The 24,135-nt window shown below is 61.8% G+C and carries 21 protein-coding genes and 1 tRNA gene; 7 read left to right on the forward strand and 15 right to left on the reverse strand.

Going from position 1 to position 24,135, the window contains the following annotated elements; all coding sequences use genetic code 11:
- Nucleotides 1-77: 77 nt before the first annotated feature.
- A complete protein-coding gene (locus Uis1B_RS07020) occupies nt 78-356 on the forward strand; it encodes a WhiB family transcriptional regulator (RefSeq protein WP_093961469.1) in 279 nt (92 codons plus the stop codon).
- A gap of 165 nt (nt 357-521) precedes the next feature.
- On the opposite strand, the gene Uis1B_RS07025 is transcribed toward Uis1B_RS07020, so the two are convergent.
- The gene (locus Uis1B_RS07025) at nt 522-2,003 is read right to left on the reverse strand and encodes a sensor histidine kinase (protein WP_101616874.1); all 1,482 of its coding nucleotides are present in this window, start codon (nt 2,001-2,003) and stop codon (nt 522-524) included.
- Between the two features lie 176 nt (nt 2,004-2,179).
- Here Uis1B_RS07025 and trhA point away from each other — a divergent pair, with 176 nt between their 5' ends.
- Nucleotides 2,180-3,100, forward strand: coding sequence for a PAQR family membrane homeostasis protein TrhA (trhA, locus tag Uis1B_RS07030; RefSeq protein ID WP_101616876.1), 921 nt, complete (start codon nt 2,180-2,182; stop codon nt 3,098-3,100).
- A gap of 110 nt (nt 3,101-3,210) precedes the next feature.
- On the opposite strand, the gene Uis1B_RS07035 is transcribed toward trhA, so the two are convergent.
- From Uis1B_RS07035 to Uis1B_RS07100, 14 genes are all read right to left on the reverse strand, one after another.
- A complete protein-coding gene (locus Uis1B_RS07035; protein WP_101616878.1) occupies nt 3,211-3,693 on the reverse strand; it encodes a GreA/GreB family elongation factor in 483 nt (160 codons plus the stop codon).
- A 214-nt stretch (nt 3,694-3,907) separates the two neighbouring features.
- Nucleotides 3,908-4,318, reverse strand: a complete 411-nt coding sequence (locus Uis1B_RS07040) for an FKBP-type peptidyl-prolyl cis-trans isomerase (RefSeq protein ID WP_101616881.1) — start codon at nt 4,316-4,318, stop codon at nt 3,908-3,910.
- Nucleotides 4,319-4,436: 118 nt separating this feature from the next.
- Entirely contained in the window at nt 4,437-5,054 is a 618-nt protein-coding gene (locus tag Uis1B_RS07045; protein WP_101616883.1) for a hypothetical protein, read from the reverse strand.
- Between the two features lie 57 nt (nt 5,055-5,111).
- Nucleotides 5,112-5,191 (reverse strand) — tRNA-Leu (locus Uis1B_RS07050).
- Between the two features lie 144 nt (nt 5,192-5,335).
- Entirely contained in the window at nt 5,336-6,346 is a 1,011-nt protein-coding gene (locus Uis1B_RS07055) for a Ppx/GppA phosphatase family protein (RefSeq protein WP_101616885.1), read from the reverse strand.
- Nucleotides 6,347-6,416: 70 nt separating this feature from the next.
- Entirely contained in the window at nt 6,417-7,070 is a 654-nt protein-coding gene (locus Uis1B_RS07060; RefSeq protein WP_423734872.1) for a DUF501 domain-containing protein, read from the reverse strand.
- Between the two features lie 57 nt (nt 7,071-7,127).
- Entirely contained in the window at nt 7,128-7,778 is a 651-nt protein-coding gene (locus tag Uis1B_RS07065; RefSeq protein WP_243390296.1) for an FtsB family cell division protein, read from the reverse strand.
- Nucleotides 7,779-7,861: 83 nt separating this feature from the next.
- Nucleotides 7,862-9,157: a phosphopyruvate hydratase gene (eno, locus tag Uis1B_RS07070; protein WP_101616888.1), complete on the reverse strand. Its 1,296-nt coding sequence runs from the start codon at nt 9,155-9,157 to the stop codon at nt 7,862-7,864.
- Between the two features lie 157 nt (nt 9,158-9,314).
- Nucleotides 9,315-9,866 carry a GNAT family N-acetyltransferase gene (locus Uis1B_RS07075; protein ID WP_101616890.1) on the reverse strand — a complete coding sequence of 184 codons (552 nt, stop codon included), beginning with the start codon at nt 9,864-9,866 and terminating at the stop codon, nt 9,315-9,317.
- A gap of 92 nt (nt 9,867-9,958) precedes the next feature.
- Nucleotides 9,959-13,528 carry a transcription-repair coupling factor gene (gene mfd, locus Uis1B_RS07080; RefSeq protein ID WP_101616959.1) on the reverse strand — a complete coding sequence of 1,190 codons (3,570 nt, stop codon included), beginning with the start codon at nt 13,526-13,528 and terminating at the stop codon, nt 9,959-9,961.
- A gap of 49 nt (nt 13,529-13,577) precedes the next feature.
- A complete protein-coding gene (pth, locus tag Uis1B_RS07085) occupies nt 13,578-14,177 on the reverse strand; it encodes an aminoacyl-tRNA hydrolase (RefSeq protein ID WP_101616892.1) in 600 nt (199 codons plus the stop codon).
- Between the two features lie 109 nt (nt 14,178-14,286).
- Nucleotides 14,287-14,832 carry a GNAT family N-acetyltransferase gene (locus Uis1B_RS07090; RefSeq protein WP_243390297.1) on the reverse strand — a complete coding sequence of 182 codons (546 nt, stop codon included), beginning with the start codon at nt 14,830-14,832 and terminating at the stop codon, nt 14,287-14,289.
- Nucleotides 14,833-15,018: 186 nt separating this feature from the next.
- Entirely contained in the window at nt 15,019-18,243 is a 3,225-nt protein-coding gene (locus Uis1B_RS07095) for a UPF0182 family membrane protein (protein WP_101616894.1), read from the reverse strand.
- 221 nt (nt 18,244-18,464) lie between these two features.
- Nucleotides 18,465-19,214, reverse strand: a complete 750-nt coding sequence (locus tag Uis1B_RS07100; RefSeq protein ID WP_243390298.1) for a L,D-transpeptidase — start codon at nt 19,212-19,214, stop codon at nt 18,465-18,467.
- Nucleotides 19,215-19,363: 149 nt separating this feature from the next.
- On the opposite strand from Uis1B_RS07100, the gene Uis1B_RS07105 reads away from it, so the two are divergent.
- From Uis1B_RS07105 to Uis1B_RS07125, 5 genes are all read left to right on the forward strand, one after another.
- Nucleotides 19,364-20,662 carry a glycoside hydrolase family 3 protein gene (locus Uis1B_RS07105; protein ID WP_207763394.1) on the forward strand — a complete coding sequence of 433 codons (1,299 nt, stop codon included), beginning with the start codon at nt 19,364-19,366 and terminating at the stop codon, nt 20,660-20,662.
- 193 nt (nt 20,663-20,855) lie between these two features.
- Nucleotides 20,856-21,128: a hypothetical protein gene (locus Uis1B_RS07110; protein ID WP_101616896.1), complete on the forward strand. Its 273-nt coding sequence runs from the start codon at nt 20,856-20,858 to the stop codon at nt 21,126-21,128.
- Between the two features lie 183 nt (nt 21,129-21,311).
- Nucleotides 21,312-22,049 carry a Fic/DOC family protein gene (locus tag Uis1B_RS07115; RefSeq protein WP_243390300.1) on the forward strand — a complete coding sequence of 246 codons (738 nt, stop codon included), beginning with the start codon at nt 21,312-21,314 and terminating at the stop codon, nt 22,047-22,049.
- Nucleotides 22,050-22,191: 142 nt separating this feature from the next.
- A complete protein-coding gene (locus Uis1B_RS07120; protein ID WP_243390306.1) occupies nt 22,192-23,463 on the forward strand; it encodes an alpha-amylase family protein in 1,272 nt (423 codons plus the stop codon).
- A 109-nt stretch (nt 23,464-23,572) separates the two neighbouring features.
- A complete protein-coding gene (locus tag Uis1B_RS07125) occupies nt 23,573-24,094 on the forward strand; it encodes an NAD(P)H-dependent oxidoreductase (RefSeq protein ID WP_101616900.1) in 522 nt (173 codons plus the stop codon).
- Nucleotides 24,095-24,135 lie beyond the last annotated feature (41 nt).

Raw genomic sequence — 24,135 nt, forward strand, 5'->3', positions numbered from 1 at the left:
AACCCTTGAAATGTCGAGCCATTCATGGTTTGCTCGTACTTAAGATATCTGTAGTCAACATCGGATCGAGGAATACCATGAGCAGTGCATACGATTGGCGAGCCAAGGCAGCCTGTCGAGACAAGGATCCCGAACTGTTTTTCCCCGTGGGCAATACCGGGGCGGCCTATCAGCAGATCGAGGAAGCCAAGGCCGTATGCCGCACCTGCAAGGTGATCGACGCCTGCCTTAAATGCGCGATGGATACGAATCAGGATTACGGTGTGTGGGGCGGCCTGAGCGAGGACGAGCGTCGTGCGCTGAAGCGTCGCGCGATGCGCGCCCGTCGTTCCGCCGCACTGCAGATGCAGGCGTAGTCCGTCGCCGCACGAACGGCGACCGCACACCCGGACACGGGAAGGCACCGGCTACCGGGCCGGGAAGGCGCCGGTTATCAGCATCATCACCGAGGCCCTGTTCGAACGATCGGAATCGTTTGAACAGGGCCTCGAACTGTAATCGAACGCACCCAGCCGCTACGGCTACTTCGCAGCACGCAGCTTGATGTCGAGCACCACGCGCGTACCGCCATCCCGTCGAGGCTCCCAGCGAACGGAGCCGCCGAAATCATTGGTCACGAAGGTGTTGATGATCTGCGTGCCCAGTCCCGATCCGCTGGAACGGGCCATACCTCGATCGGATTCCGACGTGTATCCGATGCCATCGTCCTCCACGACCACATTGAGGTTGTTGCCTCCACGTCCCACGGAGATCCACACGTTCCCCTCGGTACGTCCCTGGAATCCATGCTCCACCGCATTGGTGACCAGCTCGGTGAGCACCAGCGACAGCGGCGTGGCGTCCTGAGCAGGCATCATACCGAACTTCCCCAGATAGGAGATGTGGATGTGCTGCTCCTTGCTGGTCGCCAGATCCACACTCATGCGCAGCAGGTCGGCGATCACCTTGTCGAAGTCGACGATCTCGTCGGCGGTCTGGCTCAGCCCCTCATGAACCACGGCAATGGTCTCCACGCGCCGCATGGCCTCCTCGAGCTCCGACTTCACCTCGGGGGACTTGGTTCGACGGGCCTGAAGACGGAGCAACGCGGAAACGGCCTGAAGGTTGTTCTTCACACGGTGGTGAATCTCGGCAATGGCGGCATCCTTGGTCTCAAGCTCCTTCTCACGACGACGTACCTCCGTCACATCGCGGCACAGCACCACCGCGCCGGAGCGTCCGTGTCCATCGAAGAACGGCAGCGAGCGCATGGAGACGGTGGATCTGTTGGCGTTGATTTCGGAATCCACCGCGGCCTTGCCCGAAAGCACCAGCGGCAGGGTTTCGGGAAGCATGTCGCGCTCATGAATCAGTGAAGTGCCGATTTCGGATAGGTACTGCCCTTCCATGACCTCGACGGAGCCCAGACGTCGGAAGCAGCTGATGGCGTTTGGGGAAGCGTATTCCACGACGCCGTCCTCGGAAAGCACGATGAAGCCGTCGGAGACGCGGGCGTTGTGACGCTGGTTGAGGATCGCGTCGTGATACGGGAAGGTTCCCGCGGGGATCATCTCGAACAGCTTCTTGCCCGCCGCGATGGATTCGGATTCGTAGCGGCCGTTGAGCATGCGCGTGGCCATGTTCGTCTCGCGTACCACCACGCCGAGCACCTTGCCTTCTCGGCGCACCGGAGCGTACACATCGCATACGGTGGTGTTGCCCACCGCCCGGTAATGGTCGAGACGGGATATCTTCTGTTCGCCCATGGCCTTGGAGATTGCGCGGACGTCCTCACCTTCGATGAGTTTGCCGACCATGTCGTCAAGACGCACCGACATCACCGTGGACGGTCGGCACTGACCGGCCACGATGTATTCTCCGGAGGGTGTGGGCAGCACCAGCAGCAGATCGGCGAAGCTCAGGTCGGCGATCACCTGCCAATCCGCCACCAGATGATGGAGCCATTCACGATCCGGATCCGTGAAATCCGGATTATTCGCCACGAAATGAGAAAAATCAACCATGCTTTTTATGCTAATGGGTGAAGTGGAAAAATCCTCCGGTCAACACGGTTTTACGCGACGAACACGCTGATAAGCGTACTGCGGAGTGGAATCCGGCGTATGCATTGACACTTAACCTACGGTAGCGTAAGTTACGGTAGCGTAGGTTAGTGTTCGATCATCGGAAAGAGGCAGTGATGGGCAATCTGGACACATCGGACTCGGCACGAAGCGATGACTCGCTGATCGGCGTGGATCCGTCCACCCTCGGACCGGAGGATCGTGCCCGGCAGCTCGAGCAAGCCAAGGCCGCCGTACGACGGGCGTTCCTCGAAGATCGCAGGGCCAAGGCCCAGGAGGTGCGAGCCAAAGCCCAAGCCAAGGCCGACAGGATCATCGCCCGAGGCGAACTCAAGGCCCGACGCATCGAGGACAAGGCCATCGGCATACGAAAGGTGCGTCTCGACGTGCATGGGCGGCCGAAGCCGATCATGCGCGGATGGATTCACGCCGTCGCCACGCCTCTGGCACTGGCGGCCGGCATCGTGCTGATCTGCATCTCCCCCACCGTTGCGCTGAAATGGGCGTGCGCCGTGTTCATGACCTGCTCGCTGATCCTGTTCGGCAACTCCGCCGCATACCATCTGGGAGACTGGTCCCCCAAGGTCACCGACGTACTGCGCCGGATAGACCACGTCAACATCTTCCTGCTGATCGCCGGCACCTATACGCCCGTATCGTTCGCACTCTCCTCGTTCTGGCGCGACTTCATCCTGATGAGCATCTGGATATGCACCACCATCGCACTGATCATCCACGTCGTATGGATCAACGCGCCTCGATGGCTGTACACCATCGTCTACATCATCTTCGGGGTTTCGGGAGTGGCCTATCTCGGACTGTTCTGGGTATCCCCCTATGCCGGTCCCGTCGTAGTGATCCTGCTGGCCGCGGGAGGGGCCTGCTATATCGCGGGTGCCATCGTCTACGCGCTGCGAAGGCCCGACCCGTGGCCGAAGGTGTTCGGATTCCACGAGATCTTCCACTGCGGCACGGTCGCCGGATACGCCTGCCATATGGTGGCGATCTATTTCGTTGCGGTCGCGCTCATGCAATAAGTCTCAGAATAATAAGTCTCAGAATACGCAAAAACCTCCGTCGTCATAACGGAGGCTTCGAAGAATGCATGTCGGCCGACGAGCGATCATCGGCCGACAGATAAGCAGTGTCAGGCGGTCAGCGGCTTCGAATCCTTGATCGTAACCTGAATCTCACGGCCGTTGGGAGCCTTGTAGCTCACGGAATCACCGGCGTTGGCGCCCATAATGGCCGCTCCGATCGGCGATTCGGGGCTGATGATGTCGTAATCGGTAGCCACCGAAAGATCACGGGATCCCAGCACATACACCATTTCGTTGCCCATCACATCGAGGGTGACGACGGAACCGTTGCCCACCTTGCCGGCGGCGGGAGCGCTCAGGATCTTAGCGGAACGGAGCTTGACGGTCAGTTCGTCGATACGTCCCTGATTCTTACGCTGAGCCTCGCGTGCGGCCTGATATCCGCCGTTCTCGCTCAGATCCCCTTCTGCACGGGCAGCAGCCACCTTCTCGATGATCTCGTCGCGGTATTCGCCTTCACGCCACTTCAGCTCCTCCTGGAGCTTGTCGTATGCCTCCTGAGTCAGCAGCAAAGCCTTCTCTTCGGCCATATTGACCTCCTCATCATCGGGCCTTCCGGCCCGCAATACTTGTTCTATGATTACAGTTTCCGATGAGCCGTGCGCGAATAGTCAGCCGCCAGTCGACTGTCCGCGCGCGAACTACAGCGAGACCGACGACACAACCCCATTTCGGTATGGGAAGCGCCGCCGGTCTCGCATCACGCACCGCCGATGCCGGCGGCGTGCGAAAAATCTTCCGCGCTCAGCGGGTGGAGATGATGTCGATAACGAACACCAGCGTATCGCCACCGCCGATGCCTGCCTGCAGCACGCCACGAGAACCGTAGCCGTACTCCGGAGGAATCGACACGACGAGACGGGAACCCACGTTGTGCCCCGGAACGGTCTGGTCCCATCCCCTGATGACCTGACCGACACCGATGCCGAAGCTGGCGGGCTGATGCCGTTCGAAGCTGGAGTCGAACGGCGTGTTCTTGCCCCAGACCACACCGTGATAGTTCACGGTCACGGTGTCGCCCTTACGCACCACGGGACCGTCGCCTTCCACAATCTCCACGCTCTTCAGACCGGCGGGCGCAGTTTCGGTGGGAAACTCGATCGCCGGAGTCGCGCCGAACTCGGCATTCACGCTGGGCATCGTAGATTCGCTCATCGTCACTCCTTGCTTGTCCTATTGCCGCAGGACCACAGTCCCACCGGCACATATAACGTCTCAAAATACAGGGTGGTTCGGACACCCGTGTTCGGCAGCCGACATCAGCGGCACGATATCAGTGCAGCTGAGCGTAGAACCTCCAGAGGAAGAACGCGCCAAGCAGCGCGACGGCCACCACGGCCACGCCGATGGCGATCACCGTTCCCCTCTTCCGCGCAAGCATTGGGGCGAAAATATAGGCAAGGCAATAGGAAACCATGCCGATGATCAGGCAGTTGACCGCGATCATCCAATTGCCGGTTCCCGAGATTTCGGCCAGACCGGCGGGTTTCAAAATCGAATTGATGACCGCGGGGAAAACCAATCCACCCCAGATACCGTACGAGATCATACCCACCGCGCCGTAGCACACCGGCGCCGCCCTACCGGAGAAATTGCGGGAGAGACTTCCGGCCAGCCACAGAAACGCGTAGCCAAGAACGACGACGAAGACCGTTGACAGCAAGCAGGCGACACACGCCCAGGGAAGCAGGGTGAAGGCGCCTCCGGCCAGCGTATTGACGAGCGGTGCCGAAACCAGTTCGCACAGGCACATCACCCCGCCCGCGATAACCCCTTGGGTGACGGCGAGGAATCGGGAATCGTCCGGGGAGGAATATCCCGCAGAGCCCCGGTCCTGCGTGTCGTCCATGATTTCTGTCGAGCGATTCTTGATCAGATGGTTCTCAGTCATGCGACACATCTTTCCACACCTTTGCAACGAACACGTTAGATGCCCATTCCCGGAAAGTGCCTCCAGCGGGACTCGAACCCGCAAGCCGAAGCGGTCGATTTTAAGTCGACTGCGTATACCAATTCCGCCATGGAGGCCAATGCCGCAGGGCCAATGCCAAAAGGCAGATGCCACAGGGCAATAGCAAACATTATGCCACGGACCCGAACCAATGACGGAACCGACGCTCAGGCCGACCGACGAGTTCCGCCGATGGATCCGGGCCGGCCCGTGCAAGGCGGCTAGTCGTTGAGCATACGACGCCCGAGATCCAGCACGATGCCGTCGAGCAGACCGTGCTCACTGGCAACGTAGGAGTTCAGCGTACGACCGTCATGCTCCGCCACGGCGTCCCCGATGCGCCGAAGCACCCGATCCCACACCAGAGCCCCGCCGCCGATCACGTCGATTCGCCCCGGATGGATCACAGGATATCCGCGCCGCTGGCTGCGCGTCATCCGGAGCACACGATCACACGTTTCGCTGGCTTCGGCGAATCCGATTCGAGCGCCGTCGACGGTATCGCGATCATATTCCCTCAGTCCCAGCGCGATGCCGCTCATCGTGGTCACGGTACCGGAAACGCCGATCAGCGTACCGGTGCGGTAGGCCGGAACATGCTCGAACGCCTCATCGATATGCTCGTCGATATCGGCGATCGCCGCACGGATCTCATCCTCGCTGGGCGGATCGGAGACGAGATGCCGCTCGCTCATCCGAACCGACCCGATATTCATCGAGAATGCAGCGACCACCTGATCGATCGGAGCGGTCCGTCCGTCACCGCCGATCACCATCTCGGTCGACCCTCCACCAAGGTCGATCACCGTATACGGAGCGTCGGGCAGTTCGTCGGCGTCATGACGAGCCTCCATCACCGACGTGGCTCCCAGGAAACTCAGCGCCGCCTCCTCGGATCCCGGAATGACATCCGGACGCACGCCAAGCCTGTCGAATACCGAATCCTCGAATTCGTCACGGTTCTCGGCGTCGCGGGTCGCCGATGTGGCCACGAAGCGCAACGCATCCACCGGATGACTCTTCAGCACATCGGCGAATTCGTCTATGGCCGCATAGGTGCGCTTCAAAGCCGCATCGTCGAACCGATGGGTCTTGTCCACATCCTGCCCCAAACGCACCACGCGCATGATGCGGGGAACCTCCACATGCATGCCGTGATCGTCCACCGTTGCGATCATCAGTCGAATCGAATTAGTGCCGCAGTCAATGCCGGCCACCTTCACCGAAGCCATCGGCCTTCCCTTCTTTATTCCCATCCGTTCATGTCATTCGCAGATCATCGGATGATCCGCAAGCCATCCGTCATTCGGCGGTATCCGATCCGGAAGATGGCCTGACGGAGCATCGGCATACGTTCGGATCGAACCGATCCGCAATACGGTCGAGCACCTCATCGCCGATGGGATTCACACCGCTGCCCATGACCAGCGACTGACCGACCAAAGCATGCAGACACTTCACCCTCACGGGCATGCCTCCCGCACTGATACCGCGAATATGACTTTCGTCGTCACCCAGCCGTTCGGCCAGACGATGCCGAAATTCTAAGTACAGGGCATGAGCGCGGACGTAGGCACGGCCGAGCTCCTCATCGGCGGAAATCCGTTCCGTATACGACGCCATGTCTCCCGCGGCCTCGACACGCGACACCGCCTTCACCGCCTCGATTCCCGTCAGATAGCACGTGGTGGGGAACGGGATGCGCCCCTCCACCAAAGGTCTGGTGATCACCGCAAGAGGATTACCACATACGCACCTTGCGCCGACAGCCACCATGCCTCGGGGAAATCTGCCAAGCTGCCGCTGCACCGATTCCACGTCGGCGGGGTCGAGCTCCTTCGATAGACGTCGGTCAAGAATGTCGTCCACCAGGGCGAGATCATCATCGGTAAGCTCATAGGCCGTCATGGGGTCGAGTGTCTGATCATTGACTGATGCCTCTGCATATCCGCTCATAGCGTTTGCCCCTTCCTTAGGATTCGATCGTTCCATCCGTTTGTCCATTCAGCCGCTTTACCGGCCTGTCGTACTCGTCTGACCGTTGTTCGTCTGACCGTCCGTTGTTTCCCCGGTCTGCCCGCTTTGCTCGGAGGCGGCTCCGGATGACTGATCATCCGCCGCCTGCTCATCGGCCTTCTCGAATGACGCCAGCATATCTTTATACCATGGCAGGTTCTGATTGTTCTCCACCGGGGTATCCGTCTGGTTCTCGGTTTTGCCGGAGGAGCCACCGACCGCCTCGGGATGCAGCACTCTGACCGAACGCTCTCCCGGAAACACGAACCCCAAACGTTCGCGAGCCTGTGCGGTGACGTAGGCGCTGTCGTCCCAACGGGCGATGTCGTTTTCCAGACTGGCTTTCTTGGCCACCAACGCGGCTTCCTGATTGCGCAGAGAATTGAGTTCGACGAGATTCAGCGCATAGGTGTGGAAGGTGGACACCAGTTGTATCGTACCGAGCGCCACGATGATCAACGCGAGAAAGAACGTGACCGGAGCGAACGACGCGCCCGATCGCTGGGAAGGACGCTGCCCGGATGCGCCTCCGGTTTTTCCCCCGGATCGGGATTGCGATCCATTCCGCCCAGTTCCGGCAGAACGGAAAGGCCTGACTCCGCCACGACCGGCGCCGCTGTTCGTTTCACCTGCTTTGCCCATAGACATGAAAATACCCGTTGCAGCCGACCTATCGACCACAACGGGTATCACAAAACCGACGGAACCGAACGGTTCGTCAGTTCAACACCTTACTTGGTGTACTTCTTGCAGGCCTTGAAGGCGCTGTAGCCGGCGTACTGAGCGGTGGAGCCGAGCTCCTCCTCGATCTCCAGCAGACGGTTGTACTTGGCAACGCGCTCACCACGGGCCGGGGCACCGGTCTTGATCTGGCCGGTGTTCTTGGCGACGGCCAGATCGGCGATGGTGGTGTCCTCGGTCTCGCCGGAACGGTGGGAAACCATGGAGGTGAAGCCGTTCTTGGTGGCCAGCTCGATGGCGTCAAGGGTCTCGGTGACGGAACCGATCTGGTTGAGCTTGACGAGCAGGGAGTTGGCGGCACCCATGTCGATGCCCTTCTGCAGACGCTTCGGGTTGGTCACGAGCAGATCGTCACCAACGAACTGCAGACGGTCGCCCAGCTGCTTGGTGATCTTGGCCCAGTCTTCCCAGCCTTCTTCCTGGTACGGATCCTCGATGGAGACGATCGGGAACTCCTCGATCAGCTGCTCGTAGAAGTCGAGCAGGTAGTCGGCGTCGCGGTCGGCACCCTCGAAGTGGTACTTGCCGGTCTCCTTGTTGTAGAACTCGGAGGAGGCGACGTCAAGGCAGATGCCGATCTGCTTGCCGGGCTCGTAGCCGGCGGCGGAGATGGCGTCGACGATGTACTTCAGGGAGTCCTTGTTGGACTTCATCTTCGGAGCGAAGCCACCCTCATCACCGAGGCCGGTGTTCAGGCCTTCCTTCTTCAGGACGTTCTTCAGGGTGTGGTAGACCTCGACGCCGGCGCGCAGAGCCTCGCTGTAGGTGTCGAAGCCGTAGGGGGAGATCATGTATTCCTGAATGTCGGTGGCGAAGTCGGCGTGAGCACCACCGTTCATGATGTTCATGTTCGGAACCGGCAGGATGTGGCCGTTGGTGCCGCCGATGTAACGGTACAGCGGCAGATCGGCGGATTCGGCGGAGGCGTACAGAGCGGCGAGGGAAACGCCCAGGATGGCGTTGGCGCCCAGCTTACCCTTGTTCGGCGTACCGTCGAGCTCGATCATGGTCTCGTCAAGAGCGCGCTGATCGGCAGCATCCATGCCGATGATCTTGGGGGCGATGATCTCGTTGACGGCCTTGACGGCGTCGAGAACACCCTTGCCGCCGTAGACGGACTTGTCGCCGTCACGACGCTCCCAAGCTTCGGCCTCACCGGTGGAGGCGCCGGAAGGAACCAGGCCCTTGCCCAAAGCGCCGTCTTCGGTCTCCAGGTAGACCTGAACGGTCGGGTTGCCGCGGGAATCAAGAATCTGGCGTGCGTACACGCTTTCAATTGCTGCCACAACTACTCCTTTTGCAAATGTTGTGCTGACAAGCTACAGAATAATGCGTTTTATGGACGTTGCCCGAACGCGCCATCAACGTGTCGCCCAATTGCAGGTGGAAAACGGCTGAATTTCTTGGCGAACACCCGAAATGGGACCACCCGGCGTCACGCTCCTACAGCACGGTCTCCATGCCGATTCTGTACGGTCGAAGTCCCATATGTTCATAAAACGCCACGGCGCCCGGATTGCACGTCCATACGTTGAGCGTGACGTTATGGCATCCGCTGCGTCTGGCGAACGCCACCACATGGCGGTACAACGCCGATCCCACATGTTCCCCGCGTACGGCGGAGTCCACGCACAGATCGTCTACGTACAAGGTCGTGACGTCGGTGAGAATACTGTCGTGCAGATGATGCTGGAAGATGCAGAACGCATATCCGACCACCGGTTTGTCTTCGAGATCCGCCACGAAGATCGGCCGGGAATCATCGACGATGATCCCGCGAAGCTGATCGTCGTCGTACTTGCGTGCGTCCGCCCTGAACAGGTCCGGCCGCCCGTGGTGATGGACGTCCAGCACCTGGCCGAGCAGGATGCCGATCCGGGGGATGTCACGCTCCTCGGCCCGCCGAATCACGATCGCCGAGGCATCCGTTCCGCTCGCCCAGTCGTTCCCTGTTCCGCCTGCGATATCGCTTCGATCATTGTCTACGTTGCCCATGCAAACAGTGTCGCCATCGGTCTGGACTCGTTCGGCCGATGGCGACGATCCTCCCTTCCGGAAGTCATCACCGAATCCTATCTGTCAGAATCCTATCTGTCAGAATCCTTGCGCGGTTTTGGCGTCCAGGTCAGATCGTCGAGCAGTTGATTGACCCAGACGAGCACATCCTCGCCGTTCATCGGACCGGAACCCATCGACCCTTGGAACGGCGTGGGAATCAGATACTGGTGGGTGAGAGGACGGTACTGCACACCCTTGTAGATTCTGGCGATGCGCATCTGCACGGATTCACGGGGATCGAATTTACCGACGCGGAGGTTGCGCCCCTGCATCACCAGTTCGCTCAGCCCGATGCCACGGGCGCGCGCCCTCAATCTCGCCACGTCGAACAGCAGATCAAGCTGTTCGGGAGGCCGGCCGTATCGGTCGGTGAGTTCCTCGCGAATCTCGGTGAAATCATGCTCGTCGCGCGCCGCGGCGAGCTTGCGGTACGCTTCCAACCGCAGCTTGTCGGAGTCGATGTAGCTTTCGGGAATCGAGGCGTTCACCGGAATATCGATGGTAACGGAGATCGGTTCCGCCGAGCGTTCCGGCTCCTTGACCTGTTCCACGGCCTCGGAGACCATGCGCACATACAGGTCGAACCCCACCCCTTCGATATGACCCGACTGCTCGCCGCCGAGCAGATTGCCCGTACCGCGAAGCTCCAGATCCTTCATCGCCACATCATATCCGGATCCCAGCGCCGTGTTCTGTGCGATGGTGGCCAGCCGGTCATGCGCCGTCTGGGTCATGGTCTTCGTCGGATCGTACAGGAAATAGGCGTAGGCGCGTTCCCTTCCGCGGCCGACGCGCCCTCGAAGCTGATGAAGCTGGGAGAGACCGAACTTGTCGGCGTGATCGACGATCAGCGTGTTCGCATTGGAGATATCCAGACCGGTTTCGATGATCGTGGTGCACAGCAGCACATCGATGTCACGATGCCAGAAGTCGCGAATCACGGAATCGAGCTGCCTCTCCCCCATCTTGCCGTGGGCCACGCCGATGTTCGCCTCGGGCACCAACTCCTTCAGATGCGCGGCGAGTCCGTCGATGCCGGAGACACGGTTGTGCACGTAGAACACCTGACCTCCACGCAGCAGCTCGCGGCGGATCGCCGCGGTGACCTGCGCGTCCTCATAGGCTCCCACATAGGTGAGCACGGGAAGGCGGTCCTCGGGCGGGGTGGCCAGCGTGCTCATCTCGCGGATGCCGGTGATCGCCATCTCCAGCGTTCGCGGAATCGGCGTCGCGGAAAGCGAAAGCACGTCGACGTTGGTGCGTAGCGCCTTGAGCGTCTCCTTGTGCTCCACGCCGAACCGCTGCTCCTCATCGATGATGACCAGACCGAGATCCTTGAACTTGATCTTCGGATTCAACAGCTTATGCGTGCCGATCACCACATCCACGGAACCGTCGGCCAGCGCCTTGACGGTCTCGTTGATCTGCTTCGTGGTCTGGAACCGGCTCATCGCCGCCACATTGACGGGGAATCCCTCGAACCGTTCGGTGAACGTCTCGTAATGCTGCTGCACCAGCAGCGTCGTGGGCACGAGCACCGCCACCTGCTTGGAATCCTGCACGGCCTTGAACGCGGCCCGCACGGCGATCTCGGTTTTGCCGAATCCCACGTCGCCGCAGATCAGCCTGTCCATCGGCACCGGCTTCTCCATGTCGGCCTTCACCTCGTCGATGGTGGTGAGCTGATCGGCCGTCTCCTGATACGGGAAGGCGTCCTCAAGCTCCTTCTGCCATGGGGTGTCCGGGCTGAAGGCGAATCCGCGGGCGCTCTGGCGGGCGGAATACAGACGGACCAGATCCTGCGCGATCTCCTTGACGTGCTTGCGTGCCTTGGCCTTGGTGGCCGCCCAGTCGGAGCCGCCGAGCTTGTTGAGCTTCGGCACGTCGGCGCCGATGTACTTGCTCACCTTGTCGAGCTGATCCGTGGGGATGTACAGCCGATCCGGCGGGGCGCCACGCTTGCTGGGCGCATACTCCACCACCAGATACTCGCGTTTCGACTTCGCCGCGCCTGCGCCGACCATGCGCTGCTGCATGGTCACGAAGCGGCCGATGCCGTGCTGCTCGTGGACGATGTAGTCGCCTTCCTTCAGCTCCATCAGGTCGATGGCCCGACGTCGACGCTTCGGCGTCTTAGACTGAGCCGCCGTGCCGGACTTGCCCGTCAGATCCCGTTCGGTGAGCAGCGCCACCGAGGCCGGAACGTCTACGAAGCCGTCCACCGCGCGGGAAAGCGCATAATGCACGCCGACCACGCCGGCGGTCTCCAGCACACGACGCAAACGGGACAGCGTACCCTTCGCCGCCGCGGTGACGATGACGCGAAGCCCCTGATCCAACAGCCCTTCGATGCCTTGCGAAGCCCGCTGTTCGGAACCACGGAACTCCTCAGGCGCCACTGCGCCAAGCTGCACCCGGCCTTCCTGCTGGCCGTCAACGCCGAACGAGGTGAGGTTCCACACGGTTCTCCCGGAGGCGACGAGCGCATGAACGGCTTCGTCATAGTCGAGGAAACTGGCCTCATCGAAGCTGATGGGCGCGCCGGCTCCCTGGCCGGATGCGGCGACATGCCAGCTTGCGGCGAGGAACTCATCCGCCGTCTTGTTCAGATCCTCCCCGGCTCTGCGCAGTCGTTCGGGATCGCACAGCAGCACCTTCGCCGTCTTCGGCAGCAACGATCCCACGGACACCAGATCGTCGACCAAGGCCGGCATCAGCGATTCCATGCCCTCCACGGCTATGGCCTGCGAGATGGATTCAAGCATGTCGTCGGCATTGGGGATCTTGCCGATCAGCGATCCGGCACGTCTGCGCACCGCCTCGGTGAATTGAAGCTCCCTGCACGGGGTGGCCCATATCCGTTCGAGACCATCGCCATACGTGCGCTGATCGGAAGCGTGGAATTCCCTGATGGAATCGATCTCGTCACCGAAGAATTCGATGCGCACCGGGTGCGCCGCGGTGGGCGGGAACACATCGAGAATGCCCCCTCGTACGGCGAATTCGCCGCGGTCCATCACCAGCTCGGTACGGGCATAGGCGCTTTCCACGAGACGGGCGACGGCCTTGTCAAGCTCGATCTCCTCACCGGTTCGGAACACCAGCGGCTCCACATCGCCAAGACCCGCCGCCACCGGCTGGATCAGCGACCGCACGGGCATCACCAGCAGACGGATGGGCCCGAACATTCCGCTGCCGGCCTTCGGATGCGCGAGACGACGGAACACGGCCATGCGGCTGGCCACGGTGTCGCTGCGGGGTGAGAGCCGCTCATGGGGCAGGGTCTCCCATGCCCGCAGCACTGCGATGTCGGAAGGATTCGCGTCATACCACGATTCCAGAGAGCCTGCGATCTCCTCGGCGTCGCGTCCCGACGGCACGACGAGCACCACCATGCCGTCGTCGTTCGTCGCAGACTGCGTTTCGGCATGGTTTTCGCCGCAGCGCAGCGCCAACGCCGCGGCCAGTGCCGGACGGATGCCTTCGACGGCACCCACGGTAAGCTGCGGCTCCAGTGCGGACGACGAGGGCTCCGCCGTCCCGTCCAGCAGCGAACGGAACGCGGGATCCCGTTCGAGCGCGGTACGGATCCGCCTCATCGTGGTGTCCGCCACCTCCGCGAGGCCTGATTCCTCACCGCGATTGCGTCTATCGACCATTGAACTTCTCCTGAGCCTTGGCCAGTCCGTCGAAGATCACCGTTTCGGCCGCGTCGGCGCCGTCCGCGAGGAATACGGGCAGGTCCTTGCGCTGTGCCGGGGAGAATCCGCCGAGCACCCAGTTGATGGTGTTGTCGTGCGCGTGGGCTCCGCGCTGCGCATGACCGACGCCGAGCCTGACTCGCGCGTACTTCGGCGTGCCCAGCGAACGGTCGATGGACTTGATGCCGTTGTGCCCGCCGGCAGATCCTCCGGCCTTGACCTTGATCCGGCCGAATTCGAGGTCCATGTCGTCGTGGATCACCACGATATGCTCGGGCGGAATGTCGTAGTAGGCGCTGATCGAGGCGACCGCATTGCCCGAGGCGTTCATGAACGTCAGGGGTTTGGCGAGGAAGAACTTCACCCGTCGCCCTCCGAGCGACATCACGCCCTTGCCGAGCTTCGCCAGACCCTTGTGGTCGGAGAACGACACCGACCACCGTTCGGCGAGCACATCGGCACACATGAATCCCATGTTATGCCGCGTGCCTTCATATTTCGCTCCGGGGTTGCCGAGTCCCGTCACCAGCCAGAAATCAGATGCCATCGCTTCTTCTTGCCTTCCTGCGTCCTTAGTCTGTTCTTCTCTTCTTCCCATGTCATTCCCACGGCTTTTCCCATGTCATTCGCATGGCGTCGGCCGCCTACGAAGCCGCCTAATCGAGTTCCTTGTACCAGTAGGCCACGTCAAGGAATCGTTCGCCGTTGCGACAGGCCCGGGGCAGATATCCGTATCGTTCGAACCCGAATTTGTTCATCAATGCGGTGGATCCGGCGTTGTCGGCGAATACGACGCATACGGCGATTCGGAATCCGATGCGCTTGGCTGCGTCGAGCAGCCATCGCACCAGCCGCGTGCCCAGTCCCTGCCGGGCGTACGCCTTGTCCACGTAGTAGCTGAACTCGGTGATCTCGGAGTATCCGGCTCTTGAATGGTATTTCGACAGCGATGCGAAGCCCGCCACCTTGCCGTCGATTTCGATGACCACCACCGGGTACTGGTCGCGGGGATTATGGGAGTACACCCATTCGCGTCGCTGGTCCAGATTGCGTGGGGTGAGATCCGCGGTGCTGCCTCCGACCACCACCGCCATATTGTAGATGCGCGTGATGTCGAGCAGATCATCGTCCTGAGCGTCGCGAATGACGATGGTCCGTCCCTCATGCCGTTCCGTGGAATACGTTTCATTCAATAACTGCACGGGAACAGTGTAATACCAAACCGCGCGACGGAATGCCCTCGCGGCGGACGACGAAACAACGACGGAAAAGCAACGGGAACGCCGGAAACGACGAAGGGGCCGATGCCTCCCGTCTACGGGAATGGCATCGGCCCCCTAATCGCCATGAATGGCCGACGAAGCGGAAACGATCAGCCGATCAGCAGATCAGTTCGATCCGTTGAGCGTCATGGCCTTGTTGATGGCTTCCTGCAGCTTCTTCTGCGCCTGACCGTATGCCGTCCAGTCGCCGTTCTTCATGGCCGTGTCGGAATCCTTCATGGCCTGACCGGCGTCCTTGAGCGCCTGCTGCAGCTGCGGGCTCATCGTCGCGGAACCGGAGGATGACTGCGTCTTGCCGTCGGCCTTCGACTCTCCTGAATCCTCGGCCGCCCCGGTGCCGCCGGCCTGCTGCGACGAACCGTCGGCAGCATCTCCGGCGGAGGCGCCGGAATCACCGCCGAACACCTGATCCAGCGCCTCGTCGAGCGTATCCGCGAATCCGACCTGATCGCCGAACGCCACGAGAACCTTCTTGAGCAGCGGATAGCTGGTGGCGCCGGAGGACTTCACGTACACCGGCTGCACGTACACCAGACCGCCGCCGATCGGCAGGGTGAGCAGGTTGCCGCGCTCGACGTTGGTGCTTCCGGATTCAAGAAGGTTGAGTTCCTTGGACACGTCGGCGTTGGCGTTGAAGTTGTTCTGTGCCTGACCGGGACCGGGCACGTTGGTGTTCTTGGGCAGTTCCAGAAGCCGTATCGTGCCGTAGTTGGGACCGATCTTGCCTTTTTCGCTGCCGGCGTCGGAATCAACCGACAGGAAGCCGGTGAGGATCTCTCGGGTCACCGAGCCTGCGGGGATGTACGAGGAGGTGAGCGAGAAGGTGGGCTCCTCGGTTCCCGGGGTCTGCATGGTCAGATAGTACGGGGGCTGCTTGATGCCCTGCTCCTTCTGGGAGCTGGACTCGGTGGGGTCGGTCGGGGTCTGCCAGAAGTCCTCGCCCGAGAAGAACTGGTTCGCCTTGGTCACATGGTACTGACCGAGCAGCGAACGCTGCACCTTGAACAGGCTTTCGGGGTAACGCATGTGGCTCATCAGATCACCGGAGATCTCGGAGATCGGCTTGTACTGGTTCGGGAAGATCTGCTGCCACGCCTTGAGCACCGGGTCGTTCGGATCCCAAGCGTAGAGATCCACGGAACCGTCGTAGGCGTCGACGGTGGCCTTCACCGAATTGCGGATGTAGTTGGCCTCCTGGCTGCCCAGCCCCTTGACCGTGTTGGAGCTGACGGTCAGGGAATCGGTGGTGGCCGATCCGAGGTCGGTCTTCTGCGAGTAGGGGTAGGCGTCGGACGTGGTGTAGCCGTCGACGATCCACTTCACCCTTCCGTCCACCACGGCGGGATACACGCGGCCGTCCAGGGTCAGATACGGGGCGACCTTGCTCACGCGGGTCTGCGGATCACGGTCGTAGAGGATCTGCGATTCGCCGTTGACTCGGTCGGAGAACAGGATCTGGTCTGATGCGAAGCGGATGGCGTAGAGGATGCGGGTGAACAGGTTGCCCAGTCGCGGGCCGCCATCGCCGTTGAACGTGTTGGTCGCGCCCTGGGAGCCGGTCGGATAGTCGAACTCCCATGCCGCAGTGCCCTCGGGCGCGCCGACGATGGAGTAGTCGGGCGAGTTCGGCGAGAAGTAGATGCGAGGCTCGTAGTGCTGGGAGTCGGTAAGAGCCCCGGAGGTGGGGATGTCCTTCTCGAAGAACTGCGGCTGGCCGTCCGCGGTCACCTTGTTGCCGTAGGCCGCGACCACACCGTAGCCATGGGTGTACACCGTATGGTCGTTCACCCAGTTGCGGTTGTCGTTGCCGGCGAGGTTGATGTCGCGCACGCCGATCACCGTATCCTGGCTGACGCCGTTGATCTCGTACTTGTCGACGGCGAGCGTGTCGGAGAAGGTGTAGTACTGCTTGGACTGCTGCAGCTGCTTGAACGTGGGAGAGACCACCTGCGGGTCGAGCAGACGGATCTGCGCGGTGGTTTCGGCATCGGATTCCAGCGCGCCGGACTTGGCCGCGGTGGTGGCGTCATACTCCTCAGTCTTGACCTTGTCCAGACCGTAGGCGGCCGTTGTGGCGTCGATGTTGCGCTGGATGTAGGTGGATTCCAGCTCCTGGGCGTTCGGATTGACCTTGAACCGCTGCAGCAGCGCCGGGTAGATGATGGTGAGCAGCATGGAGGCGACCACGACCACGGCGACGGCGACCACCGGGGTGCGCCATGCGCGCAGGGCCTCGGCCGCCGACGAGGCCGGCGTGCCGGAGTCGAGGGCCTTGCTGGTCATGATCCACACGCCAAGCACGAGACCCAGCACGGCGACGAGCACGGCCATCGCGAAGGTCACGGGAATGGTGGCGTGCACCGAAGAGTATGCGGCGCCGGTGATGCGGTCGCCGGTCTCGGTGAGCGTGGCGAACACGCCCAGTCCGATGCGTACCGCCCAGATAAGGAAGAACAGGATCAGCCATACGGCGATCTGCCTGCGGGCTGGCTTGGTCATGTCGAACAGAGACCGGCCTCGCACCGGCATGGTGAGTCGGATGCCTCCCATCAGGAAGTGGGTGATGACGGAGAACGCGAGTCCCATGGCCAGCAGGGTGAACAGCGCCGCGACGACGAGCCTGAGGCCGGGCAGAACGAACACGTAGAAACCGGTATCGATGCCGAACTGGGGATCCTTCGTGCCGAACGACTGGTTGTTGAACAGCAGCAGCACCTCGGACCAGTTGGCGTTGAACTGGAATCCGAACACGAGTCCGACCAGCAGGGAGATGATCAGCGCGGCACGACGTGCGATCTTGGAGCTCACACCGGAATCGATCTCCATCACCCCGTCCTTGATGCGGATCTTGGAGCCGTCGGCGAAATCGGGCCTCTTGCGAATGGCGAGAATCGCGGCCACATAGGCCACCAGCGCCACGACGATCGCATAGGCGGCCCACAGACCGATGCGCACGCCCACCGTGGTCCAGATCACCTTGGAGAAACCGAGCTGGGCGTACCACATGACTTCGGTGATGAAGTTGGACAGGCCGAAGATCACGGCAGCCACGATCACCAGCGCCACGACGAGGCCGATGAAGATCTTGTTGCCCCTTCCCATGGGGGCGCCGCCCTGTGCGGCCGCTCTCGGAATGCGGGGGAAGTTCGGAGGCACGCGGCCACTGCCGTTGGACGGCTTCGGCCCGCTGCCATGATCATCGCCGTCGGTGGTCACGTTGAGGATCACGGGATCGTCATCATTGCCGGTACCGTGGGCGCGAGCGCCCCTGTTGCGGGGGTCCCGCGGATCACCGTCGGGAAATATGCTGAATATATCGAAGAAAGACATGCCTCCAGCCTACAGTACGAGGTCTCGCTCCCGGCGGAGGCTCATACGCGGTGATTCTCCGAACACCCTGATGACCACCTTGCGATACGGTACGAAACCGCTGCGAATGCAATGCGGAACAGGGGCACAATCGAATCAGCCCGGAGCGAAACACCCGGTTCGCAACGCCTTTGCAGCGCTTGGACCGCTTGGACATCGATGTGGCTCGGATCGCGGTGCGGTCACGCGATGGTGACGTGGGTGCCGGACGGCAGCTGCTCGTACAGCCATCTGGCGTCGGCCACGGTGAGTCGCACGCAGCCGTGGGATGCGGGCCTGCCCAGTTTCTCGGCCTCCGGAACGATGTATCGGCCCGCGCGATCGGTGGGCACCGAATGGAACAGGTATTCGCCGTAGTTGGCCCACGACACCCAGTAGTTCGCGCCCATGTTCTCGGACTCGTTGAAGAAGTCCTCGCCGCGGTTCTGCACGGTGAACTCGCCGCGCGGGGTGGAATCGCTCATGCCGGTCGAGCAGATCATCGTATAGACGACATCGTTCGAACTCATCACGTAGACCTTCTGATCGGCGATCGACACGCGGATATGCAGATTACGCACCTTGGAAAGGTCGATGTGCGTTCCTCCGCTCGCCTGCCGCCATGATCGGAATGCGAACGCCGCGGGAGCCGGAACCGCGGACTTCGAGATCCGTCGGATCCGCTCGGCCCCGTCCGCCTTCGGATCGGATGTGGCTCCGGACGCGGCATAGGCGTTCGTCTCGGGCCCAGAAACGGACCACATCAGCTCGTCGGGACCCTTCGGCACAATCACGCACAGCGACACCGCGATCACCACCGCGCATGCAATGAACAGTATGCGGGTGGGCTTGTCGAACAGTCTGAGAAACGATCCGACCAGCGAAAGTCCCGTCCTCATCTTTTTGGAGGCGGTTTCGGAGTCATGATCCTTCCGATCCTGTGATGACGCCATAACCGATGCCCTGCGTCCTTTCCATACTCCCCTGAATCCTCAACAAGGGTATCACCCCGATTCCCTTCAGCCTGCGGGATACGCCTTTCGGCGCAATGCGGAAGACCTTGCGGAACCGTGCTATCACGGAAACCATGAACATGCACATGATGCACAGGCCTTCGTATGGCCACGGTCGCCATGCGAGAACTCGGGCGCGGTTCGCGATCGCATTCGTCATCGCGATGTCGATGATGCTGACGACCGCGGGATGCGCGGGGCGATCCGCATCGTCGTCTGACACCGGATCCTCACGGTCTCCCGTAGCCTCACAGAACGCGACGACCTCCCAATCCCCCTCAGGCACCGGAAGCGCGAAGGCCTCGGACGAGTCCGGCGGCGATTCCGGCGACCGTACCGATTCCGCCGAATATCTGGCCGGCAGACTCGTCTCCGGCATGAGCGTCGAGGAGAAGGCGGGACAGCTGATGATGGTGCCGTTGTTCTCGGGGAACGCCCCCTCCACCCTCCGCGAGACGATCGTCCGCGATCACGTCGGTTCCGTGCTGCTGATCGGCAACTGGTCGAACGGCGTTTCCGCCACCGCCGATGCGACCTCCACGCTGCGGGGATACGCACCGAAGGACCGCGGACTGCTGATCTGCACGGATCAGGAGGGAGGGCAGGTGCAGCATCTGTCCGGACAAGGATTCAGCGAGATCCCCAGTGCGGTGGAGCAGGGGCGGATGAGCGGACCCGCCCTGCGTCGATCGGCAAGATCCTGGGGCGAACAGCTCGCGCAGGCCGGCGTGAACGTCGATCTGGCGCCCGTGGCGGATACCGTGACCACGCCGTCGAGAGCCGGCAACGCGCCGATCGGAGCGTTGAACCGAGACTTCGGGCTGAATCCGGCCGGTAACGGAGACCATGCCGCCGCCTTCGTGGACGGTATGCGTGACGCGGGGATCATGACCGCCGTCAAGCATTTCCCCGGCCTCGGCGGTGTGACCGGCAACACCGACTTCACCGCGAAGGGCATCGTGGATTCCTCCACCACGCTGCGCGGAGGCTCCGACGATCCGATCGAGGGATTCCGACGTGCGATCGCCGCGAAACCGGACATGGTGATGATGTCGTTGGCCACCTATGCCGCCATCGACGGTTCCTCGCCCGCGGCGTTCTCGTCGAGGATCATGAACGGATACCTGCGGAAAACGCTGGGATACGAAGGCGTGGTGACCTCGGACTCCATGTCCGCCGAAGCCCTTGGGACCATACCGGTCAGGGAGCTGGGCGTACGGTTCGTCTCGGCCGGCGGCGACCTGATCTGCATCGGCGATGAGGGCGACGTCACGCCCATCCTGCAGGGGCTTCTCGAACGGGCCCGGTCGGATGCGGGATTCGCGCGGCAGGTCGATCGGGCCGCGACTCGGGTGATGACGCTGAAGATCCGCGCGGGACTCGCCTGACTCCCGGTCGAGGCCGCGCGGGCGGTTGCGATCGTCATGCCTTCCATCGTCATGTCTTCCTGAGCGCGGCAACGCCCCGTTGTTGCACTCACCCGGTAAAGTAAGAAGAGTTTGATCATATGCCGGGGTTCAGCTTCGGCATCCGTTCCGCCCGTGGCATCGGGCTAAGGAAAAAGAGGAAAGGAGAGCCGTCATGGCATCTCAGGAGGAACTGTTTCTGGTCGTCAAGGTCGTGGACAAGGCCAGCGGCGCCAAGTCGTTGGTCGGCGTCACCTCGAACGTCGGCGACGCGGCCCTGCTGATCGGCAAGGATCACCCGGAGTTCAAGGACGCCGACATCAACTTCATCGGCGAGCGCGAGGAGTTCGGCGCCAAGCGTCAGCTGTTCAACCTGCCGTTCGACGACACGTATCTGATCTACAAGGTGGAAGCCGGCGCCGTGCTGGATCCACTGCTGACCAAGTAACGGCCGCATAGCGGCCGGCATGCGGCCGGATCGGCGGTCGGCTGTCCATTCCGTCCGGACGGTCTGGCGATGCGCGCAAAGGCTCATGGTGTTCCCTCGCGACACCATGAGCCTTTTTCGTCGTCGGTTCACGGTTCTGCCCGCGAACCGTCTATGATCGAAACTATGTTGCCAGCGGAACGGATGAGCGCAGTCGCCTTCGCCGCCAAGAACTGCGCGCTTGAATCAATGATGATCGGCGATCATGCCATCGGGCTCGCCCGGGAATACGAATCGGGGCGGATCCGCATCGATGATGTCGTAGCGGCGTGCTCCGGCGAAGGAGAGGGTCTGATGGACACCTCCGCGGATATGGTGTTCGTGCGGAGCATTCTGCTCGCGGAGCGTCCCGCACGCCCCACCGGTGATCTGCAGGAGCTACGCGAGATCCATCGGATTCTGTTCGAGGGGGTGTTTCCCAGGGCCGGCCAGTTGCGCGAACGTGATACCGCCAGCGAGGTGCAGGGCACGTCGATCGACGATCTTGCGGGCAATTCCCAGGCGTTCTTCCCCTCCTCCCTGTTGGAGACGGGTGCCGCGAACATCGCCGCCGAACTTGCCGACGAGCGGAATCTCAAATGTCTTGACAGGCCGGATTTCGTCCGTCGTCTCGCTCATTTCTACGATGAGCTGGGGTATCTGCATCCGTTCGGCCGGGGCAACGCGATGACGCTGCGCATATTCGCGTCCCGGCTCGCCCATGATGCCGGATGGGATCTCGACTGGGGCCCGGTGCAGGCCGACGAGTATCGCAGCGCGAAACGGCTCGCCTACCGGGGAGACACGTCCGGATTCGAAAAGCTGTTCGATCGCATCGTCCGTCCGGCGAATCCCACGCGAATCTTCCTGATCGCCGGATGGGATCAGGGGCCGGCGCACTGAACTGCGACCAGTTGCCGGCGATCAGTTGCCGCAACGATCACGATGATCATGAACGGGAGGGGCTGTCATGGATGCATCATCCGTCTCACCGATCGAGGCCGGTCATCCGGCCACCGAAAGTTCGGGTCTTCCGGCCGAAGGCCTGCCGTCATGGGTGCGCCACGGCATCTGGTGGCATGTCTACCCGCTTGGTTTCGTCGGCGCGGACATCCGCCCCTCCGGCCCGCGCCGATTCGGTGGCCGCGGTCTCGATTCGCTGATCGACTGGTTGGACTATGCGCGTGATCTGGGGGTCTCCGGCCTGCTGCTCGGCCCGATCTTCGAATCCGCCACGCATGGCTACGACACGCTCGACCATATGCATGTGGACGTGCGGCTGGGCGGGGATGCGGCGTTCGACCGTCTGGCGGAGGCCTGCGACAGCAAGGGGATGCATCTGATTCTCGACGGGGTGTTCAACCATGTGGGCAGGGATCATCCCGCTGTGAGAGCCGCCATCCATGAGATCGAAGGCACGCTCCGTCCCGATGACGAACCCTGGCGAGGACTGGTCCATGCCGAACGGGACGATCAGGGTCGTCCGACGTTCGCCGTGTTCGAAGGGCATGACGGTCTGGTCGATCTCGATCACGGAAATCCGAAAACCATGCGGTATGTGGCGGACGTGATGACCCATTGGCTCGATCGCGGGGCCTCGGGATGGCGGCTCGACGCGGCGTACAGCATACCCGTGGGGTTCTGGGCCGAAACGCTGCCGAAGGTACGGGACAAGCATCCGTGCACTTGGATATTCGGCGAAGTAATCCACGGCGACTATCCGGGGATCGTGACCGGTTCCACCATGGACTCGGTCACCCAGTACGAGCTATGGAAATCGATCCGGCACAGCATGCAGACCGCCAACTTCTTCGAACTCGACTGGAATCTGAACCGGCACAACGGGTTTCTCGACCAGTTCATCCCGCAGACCTTCATCGGCAACCACGACGTGACCCGAATCGCCTCCGAAATCGGGCCGGATATGGCGGTGCTCGCTCTTGCCGTGCTGATGACCGTGGGAGGCGTTCCCAGCATCTACTACGGCGACGAGCAGGGATACACCGGAATCAAACGCGAGTGTCTGGGCGGAGACGACGACATCCGACCGGAATTCCCCGACTTCCCCGCACAACTATCGTCGCTCGGCTCCGCAATGTATCGGGCCCACCAGGATCTCATCGGAATGCGCCGACGCCACCCCTGGCTGATCGCCGCGCACACCGAACACACGGTATTGGAGAACACGCGTTACAGCTACCGGTCGATCTCGACGGACGGCCTCCACGCGATCACCGTCGATCTGACGCTGACACCCGCACCGTCGGTCACGATCACCGATCGAAACGGCCGACGACTCTACTCGTTCCCCGGATGAACCGCACAACCGAGCCGCACAACGACGACGGGGCAGACAGATGATAAGACGGACAACAGAGCGATAGACTGTGCATGTCGTCAAACCGTTACGAGAAGAAAGGCTTACCATGTCGACTCTGGTTCTGGTGTTCCATCCCCATCTCGATGACGCCTCACGCGTCAATAAGCGTCTGGTCGAGGAGGCACGCCGACACGCCGACGAGATCACCGTGGTGGACGAATACGCCGCCTACCCCGATTTCCAAGTGGATCGCACGCACGAACAGCGACTGGTGGAAACCGCGGACCGACTCGTACTCGAATTCCCGTTTTACTGGTACTCCGCCCCCGCACTGCTCAAGCAGTGGGAGGACGCCGTGCTCACCAGCGACTGGGCGTACGGCAACGCCCATGCGCTCGCCGGCAAGGAGATCCAGGTGGTGACCACCACCGGCTCCCCCGCCGACACCTACACGCCCGAAGGTCGTCACCATCACACCATGGCCGAACTGCTCAGCCCGTTCGAAACGATGGTCGACCACATTCAGGCCAAGTGGGTGAAGCCCTTCATCGTCTCCGGCGTGAACGGACTCACCGATGAGGAACTGGATCAGGTGGCAGCCGACTATGTGAAGGCCATCACCGCCTGACGGGCCCACCTGACTATTACGGAGGAGGCCCGGCATCGTTC

Origin of the sequence: Bifidobacterium margollesii, assembly GCF_002860355.1 — a bacterium.
GTDB lineage: Bacteria > Actinomycetota > Actinomycetes > Actinomycetales > Bifidobacteriaceae > Galliscardovia > Galliscardovia margollesii.

Coding starts and splice junctions, on each gene's coding strand:
- pth (WP_101616892.1), bottom strand. CDS start 14,177: ATGGCATCTGATTTCTGGCTGGTGACGGGACTCGGCAACCCCGGAGCG.
- Uis1B_RS07105 (WP_207763394.1), top strand. CDS start 19,364: ATGCACAGGCCTTCGTATGGCCACGGTCGCCATGCGAGAACTCGGGCG.
- Uis1B_RS07040 (WP_101616881.1), bottom strand. CDS start 4,318: ATGAGCGAATCTACGATGCCCAGCGTGAATGCCGAGTTCGGCGCGACT.
- Uis1B_RS07075 (WP_101616890.1), bottom strand. CDS start 9,866: ATGGGCAACGTAGACAATGATCGAAGCGATATCGCAGGCGGAACAGGG.
- Uis1B_RS07025 (WP_101616874.1), bottom strand. CDS start 2,003: ATGGTTGATTTTTCTCATTTCGTGGCGAATAATCCGGATTTCACGGAT.
- Uis1B_RS07045 (WP_101616883.1), bottom strand. CDS start 5,054: ATGACTGAGAACCATCTGATCAAGAATCGCTCGACAGAAATCATGGAC.
- Uis1B_RS07055 (WP_101616885.1), bottom strand. CDS start 6,346: ATGGCTTCGGTGAAGGTGGCCGGCATTGACTGCGGCACTAATTCGATT.
- mfd (WP_101616959.1), bottom strand. CDS start 13,528: ATGAGGCGGATCCGTACCGCGCTCGAACGGGATCCCGCGTTCCGTTCG.
- Uis1B_RS07035 (WP_101616878.1), bottom strand. CDS start 3,693: ATGGCCGAAGAGAAGGCTTTGCTGCTGACTCAGGAGGCATACGACAAG.
- Uis1B_RS07020 (WP_093961469.1), top strand. CDS start 78: ATGAGCAGTGCATACGATTGGCGAGCCAAGGCAGCCTGTCGAGACAAG.
- trhA (WP_101616876.1), top strand. CDS start 2,180: ATGGGCAATCTGGACACATCGGACTCGGCACGAAGCGATGACTCGCTG.
- Uis1B_RS07065 (WP_243390296.1), bottom strand. CDS start 7,778: ATGTCTATGGGCAAAGCAGGTGAAACGAACAGCGGCGCCGGTCGTGGC.
- Uis1B_RS07060 (WP_423734872.1), bottom strand. CDS start 7,070: ATGAGCGGATATGCAGAGGCATCAGTCAATGATCAGACACTCGACCCC.
- Uis1B_RS07125 (WP_101616900.1), top strand. CDS start 23,573: ATGTCGACTCTGGTTCTGGTGTTCCATCCCCATCTCGATGACGCCTCA.
- Uis1B_RS07115 (WP_243390300.1), top strand. CDS start 21,312: ATGAGCGCAGTCGCCTTCGCCGCCAAGAACTGCGCGCTTGAATCAATG.
- Uis1B_RS07095 (WP_101616894.1), bottom strand. CDS start 18,243: ATGTCTTTCTTCGATATATTCAGCATATTTCCCGACGGTGATCCGCGG.
- Uis1B_RS07110 (WP_101616896.1), top strand. CDS start 20,856: ATGGCATCTCAGGAGGAACTGTTTCTGGTCGTCAAGGTCGTGGACAAG.
- Uis1B_RS07100 (WP_243390298.1), bottom strand. CDS start 19,214: ATGGCGTCATCACAGGATCGGAAGGATCATGACTCCGAAACCGCCTCC.